General features: G+C 36.0%; 13 protein-coding genes and 2 pseudogenes. 9 read left to right on the forward strand and 6 right to left on the reverse strand.

The window, feature by feature from the left end; all coding sequences use genetic code 11:
• Positions 1 to 113: 113 nt before the first annotated feature.
• Together H9X96_RS21100 and H9X96_RS21105 are read right to left on the reverse strand one after the other, a co-directional pair.
• Positions 114 to 1,865, reverse strand: a complete 1,752-nt coding sequence (locus H9X96_RS21100; protein WP_187668194.1) for a carboxypeptidase-like regulatory domain-containing protein — start codon at positions 1,863 to 1,865, stop codon at positions 114 to 116.
• Between the two features lie 29 nt (positions 1,866 to 1,894).
• Positions 1,895 to 2,458, reverse strand: a complete 564-nt coding sequence (locus H9X96_RS21105) for a TlpA disulfide reductase family protein (RefSeq protein WP_187668195.1) — start codon at positions 2,456 to 2,458, stop codon at positions 1,895 to 1,897.
• Between the two features lie 402 nt (positions 2,459 to 2,860).
• Here H9X96_RS21105 and H9X96_RS21110 point away from each other — a divergent pair, with 402 nt between their 5' ends.
• A complete protein-coding gene (locus H9X96_RS21110; protein ID WP_187668196.1) occupies positions 2,861 to 3,388 on the forward strand; it encodes a hypothetical protein in 528 nt (175 codons plus the stop codon).
• 32 nt (positions 3,389 to 3,420) lie between these two features.
• Here the strand turns inward: H9X96_RS21110 and H9X96_RS21115 are convergent, their stop codons facing one another.
• Both H9X96_RS21115 and H9X96_RS21120 read right to left on the reverse strand, forming a co-directional pair.
• Positions 3,421 to 4,278: a HEPN domain-containing protein gene (locus H9X96_RS21115; RefSeq protein ID WP_187668197.1), complete on the reverse strand. Its 858-nt coding sequence runs from the start codon at positions 4,276 to 4,278 to the stop codon at positions 3,421 to 3,423.
• Between the two features lie 350 nt (positions 4,279 to 4,628).
• Positions 4,629 to 4,955 (reverse strand): transposase, encoded by a 327-nt coding sequence (locus tag H9X96_RS21120; protein WP_370576768.1) that lies wholly within the window; start codon positions 4,953 to 4,955, stop codon positions 4,629 to 4,631.
• 216 nt (positions 4,956 to 5,171) lie between these two features.
• Here H9X96_RS21120 and traM point away from each other — a divergent pair, with 216 nt between their 5' ends.
• The 5 genes from traM (at position 5,172) to H9X96_RS21145 (ending at position 7,647) form a co-directional block, all read left to right on the forward strand.
• The gene (gene traM, locus H9X96_RS21125) at positions 5,172 to 5,591 is read left to right on the forward strand and encodes a conjugative transposon protein TraM (protein ID WP_187668223.1); all 420 of its coding nucleotides are present in this window, start codon (positions 5,172 to 5,174) and stop codon (positions 5,589 to 5,591) included.
• 36 nt (positions 5,592 to 5,627) lie between these two features.
• On the forward strand, positions 5,628 to 5,909 hold the full coding sequence (locus H9X96_RS21130) for a hypothetical protein (protein ID WP_187668198.1): 282 nt from the start codon (positions 5,628 to 5,630) through the stop codon (positions 5,907 to 5,909).
• A complete protein-coding gene (locus H9X96_RS21135) occupies positions 5,842 to 6,591 on the forward strand; it encodes a hypothetical protein (protein WP_187668199.1) in 750 nt (249 codons plus the stop codon). The genes H9X96_RS21130 and H9X96_RS21135 overlap by 68 nt, the downstream gene beginning before the upstream one ends.
• 50 nt (positions 6,592 to 6,641) lie before the next feature.
• Positions 6,642 to 6,818 (forward strand): histone H1, encoded by a 177-nt coding sequence (locus tag H9X96_RS21140; RefSeq protein WP_187668200.1) that lies wholly within the window; start codon positions 6,642 to 6,644, stop codon positions 6,816 to 6,818.
• A gap of 355 nt (positions 6,819 to 7,173) precedes the next feature.
• A complete protein-coding gene (locus H9X96_RS21145) occupies positions 7,174 to 7,647 on the forward strand; it encodes a JAB domain-containing protein (RefSeq protein ID WP_187668201.1) in 474 nt (157 codons plus the stop codon).
• Positions 7,648 to 8,740: 1,093 nt separating this feature from the next.
• On the opposite strand, the pseudogene H9X96_RS22995 reads toward H9X96_RS21145, so the two are convergent.
• Positions 8,741 to 8,968: pseudogene (locus H9X96_RS22995) on the reverse strand (molybdenum ABC transporter permease); the annotation flags it as partial.
• A gap of 6 nt (positions 8,969 to 8,974) precedes the next feature.
• Positions 8,975 to 9,232, reverse strand: a pseudogene (locus H9X96_RS21155) (DUF1896 family protein); the annotation flags it as partial.
• Positions 9,233 to 9,450: 218 nt separating this feature from the next.
• Here H9X96_RS21155 and H9X96_RS21160 point away from each other — a divergent pair.
• Genes H9X96_RS21160 through H9X96_RS21170 form a run of 3 tightly spaced genes read left to right on the forward strand, consistent with a single transcriptional unit; the run spans position 9,451 to position 13,848 of the window.
• A complete protein-coding gene (locus H9X96_RS21160) occupies positions 9,451 to 9,639 on the forward strand; it encodes a helix-turn-helix transcriptional regulator (RefSeq protein ID WP_187668204.1) in 189 nt (62 codons plus the stop codon).
• On the forward strand, positions 9,636 to 12,602 hold the full coding sequence (locus H9X96_RS21165; protein ID WP_187668205.1) for a type I restriction endonuclease subunit R: 2,967 nt from the start codon (positions 9,636 to 9,638) through the stop codon (positions 12,600 to 12,602). Before H9X96_RS21160 ends, H9X96_RS21165 begins: the two co-directional genes overlap by 4 nt.
• A complete protein-coding gene (locus tag H9X96_RS21170) occupies positions 12,595 to 13,848 on the forward strand; it encodes a restriction endonuclease subunit S (protein ID WP_187668206.1) in 1,254 nt (417 codons plus the stop codon). Before H9X96_RS21165 ends, H9X96_RS21170 begins: the two co-directional genes overlap by 8 nt.
• Position 13,849 lies beyond the last annotated feature (1 nt).

The following is a 13,849-nucleotide window of genomic DNA, read 5'->3' on the forward strand; positions in this document are numbered from 1 at the left end:
ATTTTGATATAATTTGTGAAAATAATGTTATGTTTATCATCGAGAAAGGGGATTGTTTTTGTGCACCACAAAGGTAACTTTGTGTTAAAACTTCCTCTTTCCCTTTTTTGCGTTTAGGACGCTATTGGTTTTGATGATGTAATTTGCTGCCTTACCTCGGTTCCCGCCAAAGCACTGATTTCATGCTTTTGAAAGAATGTCTTTTGATAGTTTAATTGAAAGCGACCAGAATGTGTCAGGCCTGTGGAGCCGCCAGAGCCCCTCATAATCCCTCCATTGGGAATTACTTTTGTGCCATCTTGTTGAGTATAAGTATTGATTAGATTTCTCGCATGCCAAGAACCGGGAGAATAATAATTTTCATTGTAGCTCTTGTTTTGTATGTATTGGTAATTTATCGATGCGCTAAGTCCACCGGGTAGACTATATTTCAGCACCCCGTTTAGTCGCAATTCATTACTGCTATTGCTATTGTTATTTAAGGCAATTTCATCCAGTGGTCTATAGTGCCAGTCTAATAGTCCCGATTTGACAGCCTGATTTGCATAGGCCATGCTGATCTTATAAGGTAGTGCGTTTGCGTTTCCGTTCTCATCCTTTAGTTGTGCATAGGGAGAAACCCTTATTCCAGTTGAAGGGCTTAAATCCGACAATGTAATACCATTGTTTCTTGCTCTCTGTCCGGTATACCAAATGCCCGTAGTAATTTCAAGTTCCTTTAAAATTTTAAAGGTATTTTGAATATTCAGGTTAATCCTGTCACTTTCATTTTCCCTGACGAAGGCTCTATTTTTATCATACCCTGCCGATACGTAATAACGATTGTTCATTCCACCGCCATTTAGGTTAAGTGAATATTGCTGATTTATACCGAGCTGATATAGATTTTCTAAAGCATCCTTGCGAATATCCTGATTTTGCATGTTGGCTACTTTGATAGCGAAATCATCAGCATTTATTTTTCCGTCACGATAGGTGATGAGTAAATCTGCATAAGCAGGCAACACCGTTCGTGGATCCTCAGTATAAAGTCCTTTGTCAAACAATTCCTTTTCAAAACTCATAATGGTTGAGGACGGCAGATAATTCTGGTTATAAAATAAATCTGGTTTATTAATAAATGTCACATTATGATTAAAAGAAATATCATTTTTTTGGTTGTACATTCCCTGTTTTGTTGTGATTACAATCACTCCATTCGCTGCTCGTGCCCCCCAAATCGAGGCGGCGGCAGCATCTCTGAGTATTGTGACGCTTTCTACATCATTAGGATTGATGCTGCTCAGGTCATTTTCAAAAGGGAAATTATCTAAAACAATAAGGGGCTGAGCGTTGGATTCAATCGTAGACAATCCTCTTATTCTCAGCGATGGAGCGGTAGAAGATTCCCCAGAAAGGTTTCGCTTATCAAATTGAAGGCTTGGGGCAATCCCTTCTAAACGGCTCAATATAGTACTTCCTGTACTTCTGTTGATAAGTTCACTATTGACATGAGCAAACGAACCTGTGGCTCTTTCTTTGGGTGTTTGGTAGTAGCCTGTTGAGACAACAACTTCTTCCAGTTGCCTTTCTTTCTCCACAAGTTCTACAACTACGGTCGACCTAATTGGTGAACCAACAGATAGGTATTGTGTATTATATCCTACGTAGCTGATGATCAATGTGTCCTTCTCTGATGTAACAGAGATTTCAAAATTACCCATTGAATTTGTAATGGCTTTTTGCCTTCCACTATTAAGCGATATGACAGATCCACTTAAAGGGGATTTATTAACCGCTGAAAGTACCGTTCCGCTGATTAAACGGCTTTGCGATTTTGCATTTAGATTCAAAAGAATCAATAGTATAAGAATAGAGTATTTCATTTGGCTGTACTTACTATATGATTAATAAATTATTGGCTACGTGCTTTTAGGTTCTCCATCTCTGTTCGCTGGCGAGCAAGTACTTTAGATATGTTACCTGAATTGATTTCTTTTGGCCTTGGAATTGCCCAAAGTCGTCCATCATAAATCCAAACATTTCCAAATCCTAATAAATATTTTGAAAAAACTATCTTATTGAGTGTTGTATCATTTACTACTGATGGCCATGTCCAGTTCTTTTTTTTTATGAAGGGAAGCGCATTCTTTTCCAGATCGTAAACCATAACTGGTAATACCTTAATTTCTTTGTCAAATACTTTTTGAAGACTATCTAGTTCATTCAAAGATCTTATGCATGGACTACAGTATGTTGCCCAAAAATCTAGGATGATCAGTTTTCCCCGGTAATCGTTTAAGGTTATTGTCTTTTTACCTGTTGGATGGTTGACCACCTGTAGGGGCACGTTCCAAACTGCTTCTGGTATAGTATCGCCAATATTTAATGGCTTTATGTCTGTTATTTGGCTTTGTGCGTCCGCCTTAAAAAAAAGGCAAAGCGAGGCCAATACTATAGTTAGTATAAATTTTTTCACGAAATAATAAGTTGGTTAGTTGATAAAAAATAGAAAAAAGCACGGCGACGGGCATCTCCCTATATGAAATGCCGCCGCTTGCCTATTGTTAACTATCTAAACTGGTGCTTTGATAACATTTTTAAAAATGTTCTTTTTGGAGAAAAGATGTTCGGTGAAAAGTTGCATGCCAAATGGCACGGGCTTCTTTAACTCATTAATGAGGCTTGAGAAACCGCCCGATCTTTTAAAAAAGAAACCCGGCCATTTATGGCAATATTTTTCGTTAAATAACATCCTATTTTTCTCTAGGTTTCTCAGGCCGTGCAATGAGGATGTGGTAAAACAAATATAAAAAATAAAAATCAAAAACGGAAATATTTTACCGTTTTTGAGTTCTATAATGAGTTTATATTAGCCGTTATGGCAAATCTCAACCTTGAAGCTATCACTAAAAATATATTTAAGTTGTTAGATTATTCTGGCACAAGCGATCTCAATTTCGCTAATCTATTAGCCATATCAGAAAAACAGTTCAGGTTAATTAAAAACGGCCAAGCTGAATACAACATTAAGAGCATCAATAAAGCATGTGAGTTTTTCAATGTTTCACTGAGTAAAATAAATGGTAAGGAAATCGAAGTCAATAATGATTACCGCGAACAATTAGCTAACAGGCATATAGGTAATTCAGAATATTATACGCTGTTAGAATCTCGTCCTCCAATTAGACATGCAATCAAATTTGTTCTACTCTCAGACCTTGACTTTAATAAAAATGGGTTAATTGTTGGAGAAATTCGTGAAGTATTTATTCGTAAGGGTTGGATTTTCACAAGTCGTTATATTTCAACATCCCTGATTAGGAATCGTGATCTTGTGGATATAGTTGGGAAACGCCTTGTAAAAGGCAAGGACGCAAATGTCTATGGCCCGAAAAAGGCTCTTTAGACTTTTATGTTTTCTTACTAATCGGTGGCATATTATTTATAGGAAGCTATTTTCTCTGCGCAAAGTTTTTTGACCAACGTTTGCATAGTCTGTACTTTATGAATCAGCTCTTCCAGTTCCAACATTGTAATTGCATATTCCGGTTTATAACGAGCAGCAATATACCCCCTCTTAAGCAGATCAAACAATTTATATTCATGCTCATCTAGTATAGGGCTACGGAAAACATTGTACAAGTCCGCAGAAATGTGCTTAGCATAATTCCTTAGCTTTTGCAGATTATGTGTTTTGGGTTTATAACCAGTATGAACGAGTAAGAGGGCACTGTAAAAACATTCAGTTGCTTGATGCAGTTGGAATGCGCCTATCCGATAATCACCTTCATTTAAACAATAATTGGAAATTTTCAAGAAACCTTCAGCCTGCGGAAACCATATATCAAAATATTCCTGTGCCTTTTCTTGTTCTTCCAATGGTGTTAAGCCTTTTGGCTTCGCAAAAGCATACTGCCCCGTATCAAACAATAAAATGCCTTCTTTAATAATATCAGTAAAAAAATACTGTCCAAAACTTAAGCCTTCATTTATATAATCTATATCGTGAACTATCGGGCTTACCACGTTACTGAAATGATTAGATCGATTTTCTATATGACTAATAATTGCTTGTTCCTTTTGTTCGCCCTTTTTTATCACCACCAAAAAATCATAATCGCTAATGTAGCTGAAACGTACACCATTTTCAACGTATTCATCCTCCACCCAGTTTCCATTGGCATGGCTGCCAAATAAAATAACTTTCACAGGATCTGCTTCTTCCTTGATAATTTCAAGGATTTCATTTATCTCTTGTTGCTTATGGTCCGGTAAATCTGAAAAGTTCACTTTCATCTTTTAAAGGTACAAAAATTGGCAGTAACTTAAAAGCCAATGGCATTCCAATAGCTTTCAGGCTGCACTATTAATACCAATGCTGCTCTTTCGGAACTTTAAATTTTTCCTCTAAGCTTTTGAGTTCCGCCTCGTATAAAAGCTCGGACATTGCTGAAAAAATCATGCAACGGCGATGCAGAAGTGCAACATCTGTCGGATCTATACAAATTGCCCCCCAGTATCGAACATCGGTTACACTTTTAGCGAGAATAGCCATTATTTCTTAGCCTTCAATAGTTCTTCGTGGGAGGTACCCATCTATAATACTACCTGTTTGTTGGACAACTATAGTTCAAACTTAAGATTATTTACCACACTTTTTTATTGTTCTGATAGAATACCTCATTTGGAGTAAGATCCTGGTTTGACTGATGCTTTCGCTCATTGTTATAAAATTCTAAACACCGTTTCACACCCTGAAACAGCTCCATGCCTCCGTTAGGCGGGTTCAGATAAATGTATTCCTGTTTTAATGACCTCGAGAACCGTTCAATGGACACATTATCTAATGCTCTTCCCTTGCCATCCATGGAAATACTGACCTGCTTGTCTTTGAGGACTTTGGTGAAAATGGGGCTGGTAAATTGTGAGCCCTGGTCGGTATTGAATATTTCAGGAGTGCCGTATTCTTCCATGGTTTCCAACAGTAGATGTTGACCGGTTGGATGGACTCATGAAATCCATGCAGGAGAATAAAACTGCTGATCCTGAAATGGAGCAGCTGAATGGAATGTTACAAGGGATTTTAGATATACAACATCCTGGCCGTGTTCAACAACGACGGAAGTAGCTTGTTCAGGGCTATTCTAGCCATCATTGCAAATCATCAAAAAGTGGTGCAATGAGCAACCATTAAGCTTGTTTTACAGGACAGTGTCACTCTTGCTGGCCAACTGTTTTTCAAAGGACATGCGATTTTTGGCATTTGCCAGTTGATGAACCAAAGGTTATTGCTAAACATTAAAAATATTAGGCTTGGAACTTCTATAGTTCCCGTTGATCTGACTGTATACTCGCTTGATGGTATGGAGGCGATTTATGCGCCGGAGGCGGTATTTAGGGATGCAGTCTCTGGTGGGACAGATAATGCCTTGCAGAACATGCAGTTTTTGAATATAGATCAGTCCATTGGCCTGCAAGCTGCAGGAGCTGGGATCAAGACTGCGAAAAACCTCTTTTCTAAAAAAGTACGGACGATAAAGATCAAGCTGGAAGCAGGCCAGCCGGTGTTGCGACGTAATAATAAATCCAATCAACAGAATTTTAGTTAATAAAAACGCGCTACGAATTTAAACAATCTGGAGAATTTGAAACAAGAAATGAAAGCCTTGGGATTTAGTGATAAGCTGCAGGTGCTCATGGAAGAACAAATGAGAAATGATATTCCGCAGTTTCATCTTAATGATAGCATTGCTGCGGATAAGGGACAGGTTGACTTCACTTTGCACTTCAAGCAATCTGGCCAATCGGATTATTACTACCTGAATCGCTATGAGGTGGCTCATAATAAAGGTAAAGGTCTTGAAGAAGGAGAAATACATGGTCATTGTAGCTGGAGCGGATGGAAAGAACACAGCCAAGCGAATTGAAAATCTGACCGAGGCGATTGATTATTTCAAATCGCAAACTGGGACTGCTGAACTTTCTGTTGGAAAGGATCCCAAACATCGAAATATATATTCTATTAAAGAAAATGGTAAGTTAAACTTTGTTAGCAAAGAGTTTAGAAACGTTTATTTCAATAAACCTGTAACGCAGAATATATGGGTAGATAAGGGGAGGGGCTTTACTTCACAGCAATCTGCCAATCTGATTCAGGGAAGGTCGGTTTACAGAGATGATTTGGTAAAGTATAACAGTGGAGAATCTTATAAGGCATGGGTGAAGTTAGATCTGGAAAAGGGTAAAGATGATCGAGGTAATTTTCAAATGCAGCAGTTTATGGATCCCCAGTATGGTTATGATTTAAAACATGTACTGAACGAATACCGAATCAAAGAATTAGATGATCCTTCACAAAGACAAAAATTAAAATCTGAGCTGAAGAACGGAAATCGTGCGCTAATCTCCACGGTTAAAGACGGAAAAGAGGTTAAGTTGCAACTGGAAGCCGTTCCACGCTATGGAAATCTTAATTTCTTTACAATGGATGGCAGGCTCGAAAAGCGTAATCAGTTTGAGAAAGTTCAGGCTAAAGAAAATACCTTCGATATGAAAGTGGGGCAGTCGAAAGATAAGGAACTTTCAACAGGTCAGGAACTTTCGAGATAAGTGGCTTAGGCTTAATATATCATTATTTTTCACATAAATACTTAATTAGCATGGAAAAGTTTAATCAAATTAAAACGCTTATCTCTCAAATCGAAGTTGATGCGGATAAATTTTATAACAGAGGAAATTCAGCAGCAGGCACTAGACTTAGAAAAGGAATCTTAGCTTTAAAAGTGCTTGCTAATCAGCAACGTAAGGAAGTCACAGCAATAAAGCATAACAAGTAATTAAATAATAGGGGAAAGGAAATGCATTGATCCAGCATTAACGCATATTGCCTAGGTTATTAAATGTGTTTCTGGGCCATATCCTTTTGGATATGGCTTTTTTATGCAGGTAAGATTTTGAATTGCCGCACTGATTATATGGTTTTAAATAGAGTTTTCATGCTGAATTCTTGAAGTTTAAATTATTCAGCGAAGTTCTCCAGCGTGCTGAGCATATGGGTACGCTACGCCAACGTAGTATTCAAAAAATGGGTATCCCTTCGGGAGCCTCCACATTTTTTGAATCTCCACTTTGCCCATATTGCCAGCCGCTGTTGAAAGGCTTCCATAATTAAATCTTTAAAAATCTGAAATTATGGAAACCCTGAAAATTCAAAACGACCTATCAAAAATCGCAGAAATTAAAATCAGTTACCTGCCTAAATTTAAAGCCTATGAAAGACCTCAAATTACCTCCTCAATGGACGGGTACAAGGCACTTTATAATTGCTGGGATAAGAATACAATTGCCCTTCGAGAAGAATTTAAGATTTTGCTACTGAACTATAACAACCGGGCCCTGGGCTATTTTAATGTTGGAACTGGAGGTGTATCTGCAGTTGTTGTAGATGCTAAACTGATTTTCGGAGTGGCCTTAAAAGCAAGTGCCAGCGCAATTATTCTAGCACATTGCCATCCTTCTGGTAACCTTTTCCCAAGTTCTCAGGATATTACCATCACCAAATCATTAATTGAAGTTGGAAAATTTCTTGACTTAAGGATTTTGGATCATTTGATTCTGACTCCTGATAATGGTTGTTATTCTTTCGCAGATGATGGGTTGATTTAGTTCAACCCAACTATTCGATTACCCTTATTGGAAAGTGTAATTATCCACGATCCTATTCATGGGATTGAGCCAGGTCATAAACAACTTTAAAAGCTTAAAGAAAAAAATCGATTCCTTTATCAATAAGTCGATAGGTTTCTATCAGAAAATGGGATGATTACCATCCTGATTGATTTAAGAAGTTTGAATTTGGACATGGGAGTAGTGAATTAGATAAACAGCTTCAATTAACTTTTCAATATACTCTCTAAATATAATGACCTGACTTCCTTCTTCTAACACTTCATCAATCGTGTGGCGACGGTATGCATATTCAACAAGTTGACCAAATGTTAAGCTCCATTCATTAAAACTTTTAAAACTGAAAAAATCTTCATAGAAAAAGTTCAAATTCTGAATTTCTCTCTTAGTGAGTGTTCTGTAACTAGTCTTGCATTGGCTCTCATTTTCATTAATAAACCAAGAATTGTTTAGGTTTTTGAATGATGTGTCATGATTTTTAGTAAAACCTTTATTATAAAGTATTTAACAGGCTTCCAATAATTTCATCAGGCAGCGGTAGTTAAAGAAATAGTTTTCACTATTTCCATATTTTTCATGGGAACAAGCAGAACGTTACGAAGTAATTTTGAATAAGGCCATGGTTATAAATTATATGACACCATTCTAGGAGTTTCAAAAGGCAGCGGTAGTTGAAGAAATAGTTCTCACTTTCTCCATCTTTTTTATGGGAACAAGCAGATTTGATTATACTTATAACTTCGTGGCGAAAATCTTCAATTTCGCAATCTTGTTCACAAAAATCCAGAATAAAATTAAGAGGAGCAGTTAATAATTCATCTTGCTGTAGGTTATCAGCGCAAATCATTTTATATGGTTTAGGTGAAATGATACAATGCTATGTATAGAAATCCTAAAGCACATGACCCAAAACTATTAGAGGATACACAATTGACGGAAATGACAGAAGTATTAGTCGTTCCGACAATCATTCAAAACAAACCTGATAAAACGTACAAAACGGGATACAAATAATTATGGATAAAAGCTTTAAGAGATCATTTCTATTTTTCCAATTATTGCGATAAAAGACTTTTTTTGTTAATACTTCCTGCTTTTCCTTATCTTTTTTCTCACGGTAATAAACCCATAACGACAATAGTCCAAAGATAATCAATGCATACGCTATCCATTTACCAAGCTTTTCTATAAACTTAACACCAACCAACTTTTCATAAGAAGAAAAGCCTTCAGCTCCCATAGGGCTGTTTCTGTAGAACTTTCTCCGGTTAATCTAGTAACTAAGTCCCAAGTCTGCCATTATGGTATCAAATTCATTGTATATCACCTGAAAAATGGTATCGAATTTGGAGAAGTGCAGGTTTTCAAAAAGAATGTAGTTTGCATATTGCTCACATTGTTCAATAGTATTTCCTGCCTGAAAAGTACCTTCATCGGCATTGTGAGCCCACGACGAACGTTGCTCAATAAATTTTTGGTCGTTTGCTTTTTCAGGGAAGCTCGTGTTTAATAATTCTTGCAGTCGTAACCTGAAATACAATAGAACTTTTTGCTGTGTATCCATACTATTTTTGTTTATGATTTTACTTAAAACCCAAAATTAGAGCAACAGATAAGAGCCTTTAAAGAAGTGGCACTGGTTGGCTTTGAGTGGTAATATTTTTCTTGAGATAGTAGTTTGTCTTCTGAAATTTAGTAATCCCCTATAATGTGGGGAGTATTTTCAATTTTTAGTATTGTATATTCACTATATTTGACACTGTAAATTTAATTAGGCACTAAATGAACCGAATTAAAGAAGTATTAAAAGAAAAGGGAATTTCACAGGCTTGGCTTTCAAAAAAGTTAGACAAAAGTTATAACACAATTAATGAGTATGCTCGAAATGTGAGACAACCCAGTATTGAAGATTTGTACCGAATCGCAAAAATTCTTAATGTTAACGCTAAAGATTTATTGACAGAAGAATGAGTAAAGAAAACGAAATAGAAGACAACCTTATAGAGCAGTTAAAAGGGCTTAAATATGTATATCGTTCTGAAATTATTGATAGAAAAACATTAGAACTCAATTTTCGTCAAAAATTTGAAGCACTCAATCGGGTTCGATTGACGGATAGTGAGTATTTGCGATTACGAGAAGAAATTATAAATCCTGATGTTTTTGAAGCGTCTAAATTATTGCGTGAAAGACAATATTTTCAACGTGAAGATGGCACACCTCTACATTACACCTTAGTAAACAATAAAGATTGGTGCAAAAATGATTTTGAAGTCATCAATCAATTACGGATTAACACAGAGAATAGTCATCAAAGATATGATGTTATTTTGCTCATTAACGGCTTACCTGTAGTACAAATTGAGCTCAAAAAGGGTGATATTTCACATCGGAAAGCCATGCAGCAAATTGTTGATTATAAAAACGAATCGGGTAATGGCTATGCTAACTCCCTACTTTGTTTTATGCAAATGTTTATCGTTACTAATGGTGGAAGAACGCTTTATTTTGCTAATAATAAGAATCAGCACTTCGCTTTTAATGCAGATGAGCAATTTCTGCCAGTGTATGAATTAGCAAATATCGACAATAAAAAGATCAATAATTTACATGATTTTGCTGATAAATTTTTAACCAAGTGCACTCTTGGCGAAATGATCAGTAAGTATATGGTACTAGTAGAGAGCGAACAGAAATTGCTTGTAATGCGACCATATCAAATATATGCCGTAAAAGCTATTGTAGACTGTATAAAAGATAACAGAGGTAATGGTTATATATGGCATACCACAGGTAGCGGTAAAACACTGACCTCGTTTAAGGCTTCTACTTTGTTGAAAAATAATCCCGAGATTGAAAAATGTATGTTTGTGGTAGATAGAAAAGACCTAGATAGACAAACTCGAGAAGAATTTAATAGATTTCAAGAAGGTAGTGTAGAAGAAAACACTAATACAGAGACTTTAGTTAGACGATTATTGTCTACTGATTATGCAGACAAAGTGATTGTTACTACCATTCAAAAGTTAGGACTAGCTCTTGATGGTACAAACAAGAAAAATTATAAAGAACGTTTAGAGACACTGAGCAATAAACGTATAGTGTTTATTTTTGATGAGTGTCATCGTTCTCAGTTTGGAGATAATCACAAAGCCATTAAAGAGTTTTTTCCTAATGCTCAATTATTTGGGTTTACTGGTACACCTATTTTTGATGAAAATGCGACTTACAACATTCGAGAAGGTGAATATGCCTCGTATAAAACTACGAAGGATATTTTTCAACAGGAATTACACGCTTATACGATTACTCATGCTATAGAAGATAAGAACGTGTTGCGTTTCCATATAGATTATTTCAAAGGTAAAGGCACGCAAAATGCTAAGCCAGGTGAAGCGATTGCGCAACAAGCAGTTGTAGAAGCGATCTTGGAAAAACACAATACAGCTACAAATCAACGTAAATTTAATGCGGTATTAGCAACAGCTTCCATTAATAATGCTATCGAATATTACAAACTTTTTAAAGAGGCTCAAAAAAGGAAACAAACTGAGAATACAGAATATGTTCCTCTGAATATTGCTTGTGTATTCTCTCCACCAGCGGATGGGAACAAAGATATTCAGCAAATTCAGGAAGATTTAACACAGGAAAAAGAAGATAATAAGCAAAATCCGGAAGAGAAGAAAAAAGCTTTGACGGAAATAATTACGGATTACAATAAACAATTTGGCACCAATCATAGTATCAATGAGTTTGATTTGTATTATCAGGATGTACAAAGACGAATTAAAGACCAGAAGTACGGCAATAAAGATTATCCACATAAGAACAAGATTGACATAACTATTGTGGTGGATATGTTGCTTACAGGTTTTGACTCCAAATACCTGAACACGTTGTATGTAGACAAAAATCTTAAATACCATGGACTGATACAAGCATTTTCACGAACTAATCGAGTATTAAATGACACGAAACCTTATGGTAATATTTTAGATTTTCGGTCACAGCGAGAGTTGGTTAATCAGGCAATTGCTCTTTTTTCCGGAGGAAATAGCGGAAATGCTAGAGAAATATGGTTAGTAGATCCTTCACCAGTAGTGATAGATAAATTCAAACAAGCCGTAGAAAAATTGGGAGTATTTATGCAGGATCATAATTTGCTTCGTGAACCAGAAGAAGTATATAACTTAAAAGGAGATGGAGCAAAAATAACTTTCATTGAAAATTTCAAGGAAATACAAAGGTTGAAACTGCAGCTAGATCAATTCACTGATTTGGATGAAGAACAAAAGGCGAAGATTGAAGCTATTTTACCAAAAGAAAATTTTCAGGAGTTTCGTAGTTCCTATATAGAAACCGCTAAACAATTTCAGAAAAGACAGCAGAAGGAAGGCGATGATGCTCCGCCTGAAATTCAGCAATTAGATTTTGAATTTGTTTTATTTGCATCTGCGGTAATAGATTATGATTACATAATGAACCTGATTGCAGATAGCACACAGAAGAAACCTACTAAGCAAAAAATGACCAAAGCACAGGTTATCAGCTTAATGAGTGCTAATGCAAATATGCTGGATGAGCAGGAAGATTTAACTGAGTACATTAATACGTTAGACTGGAATAGCGGACAGGATGTAAATAGTTTGCGTAAAGGATACGAAACTTTTAAAGACGATAAATACAACAAAGAATTGGCTGAGATTGCTCACAAACACAGTTTGCAAACAGCAGCTTTAAAAAGCTTTGTTGAAAAAATAATAAGCCGAATGATTTTTGACGGAGAAGAACTAACTGACTTGTTACAACCATTGCAATTAAGTTGGAAAGAACGCAAAGTAAAGGAATTGGCATTAATGGAAGATTTAGTGCCACAATTAAAAAAAATAGCCCAAGGGCGTGAAATTTCAGGACTAGCAGCTTATGAATAAAGTATTAATACCAGAATTGCGGTTTCCTGAATTCAATTTCGAAAGAGATTGGAAGGTTAAAGAATTGAGTGAATTAGGTGAGCTAATTAATGGACTTACCTATAGCCCAGATGATGTTAGAGAAGAAGGATTATTGGTGTTACGTTCTTCAAATGTCCAAAATGGATTAATAGATTTGAACGACCGTGTATATGTCAGAAAAGATATAAATGGAGCGAATCTATCAGAACCTAATGATATTTTGATATGTGTTAGAAATGGTTCGAAAAATTTAATCGGAAAAAATGCAATGATTCCGAAAGATCTTCATTTTGTAACCCATGGAGCTTTCATGACTGTTTTCAGAGCAAAAAACTCTGAATTTCTTTTTCAGTTGTTTCAAACTGATATGTATGACAAACAAGTTAAAGCTGATTTAGGAGCAACTATCAATTCAATAAATGGGAAGAATTTTCTAAAATATAAATTTCCCGTTCCTGAAAACCCGAAGGAGCAACAAAAAATAGCAGATTGTCTTTCTTCTTTAGACGAAGTAATTACAGCCCACAGCCAAAAATTGGAACTACTTAAAGACCACAAGAAAGGTTTGATGCAAAACCTTTTTCCACAAGAAGGGGAAACTGTTCCAAAATATCGCTTTCCTGAGTTTGTGAACGATGGAGAGTGGGAAAAAACTACAATTGACGCAATAGCAAAAGTCAGTACAGGAGGAACACCTGAAAGTACGAATCCTGAATATTGGAATGGAAATATACCCTGGATGAATTCGGGTGAGTTGAACAATAAAAGAATTTTTTCCGTATCAAACTTTATTACTTTTAAAGGTTTAAAAGAATCAAGCACTAAATTAATACCCCCTAAATGCGTACTGATTGGTTTAGCAGGTCAGGGAAAAACAAGGGGAACAGCGGCAATTAATTATATAGAATTATGTACTAATCAATCGATAGGTTCAATTCACCCTAATGAAGATGTTTTTGATAGTGAATTTCTATATCAAAGAATTGATTCTATGTACGAGACGCTACGGTATTTATCTGCTGGAGATGGAGGAAGAGGAGGTCTTAATTTGCAAATAATTAAAGAAATGGAGCTGCTATTACCTAAGAAACAAGAACAGCAAAAAATAGCTTCTTGTCTTTCTATATGCGATGAACTTATTACAGTACAAACGTCGAAAATAGAACAGTTGAAACAGCACAAAAAAGGTTTAATGCAAGGATTGTTTCCCAAAATATTAAGTTAAG

Origin of the sequence: Pedobacter sp. N36a (assembly GCF_014472395.1) — a bacterium.
Classification (GTDB): Bacteria; Bacteroidota; Bacteroidia; order Sphingobacteriales; family Sphingobacteriaceae; genus Pedobacter.

Coding starts and splice junctions, on each gene's coding strand:
- H9X96_RS21110 (WP_187668196.1), top strand. CDS start 2,861: ATGGCAAATCTCAACCTTGAAGCTATCACTAAAAATATATTTAAGTTG.
- H9X96_RS21100 (WP_187668194.1), bottom strand. CDS start 1,865: ATGAAATACTCTATTCTTATACTATTGATTCTTTTGAATCTAAATGCA.
- H9X96_RS21170 (WP_187668206.1), top strand. CDS start 12,595: ATGAATAAAGTATTAATACCAGAATTGCGGTTTCCTGAATTCAATTTC.
- H9X96_RS21120 (WP_370576768.1), bottom strand. CDS start 4,955: ATGGAAGAATACGGCACTCCTGAAATATTCAATACCGACCAGGGCTCA.
- H9X96_RS21160 (WP_187668204.1), top strand. CDS start 9,451: ATGAACCGAATTAAAGAAGTATTAAAAGAAAAGGGAATTTCACAGGCT.
- H9X96_RS21140 (WP_187668200.1), top strand. CDS start 6,642: ATGGAAAAGTTTAATCAAATTAAAACGCTTATCTCTCAAATCGAAGTT.
- H9X96_RS21165 (WP_187668205.1), top strand. CDS start 9,636: ATGAGTAAAGAAAACGAAATAGAAGACAACCTTATAGAGCAGTTAAAA.
- H9X96_RS21145 (WP_187668201.1), top strand. CDS start 7,174: ATGGAAACCCTGAAAATTCAAAACGACCTATCAAAAATCGCAGAAATT.
- H9X96_RS21115 (WP_187668197.1), bottom strand. CDS start 4,278: ATGAAAGTGAACTTTTCAGATTTACCGGACCATAAGCAACAAGAGATA.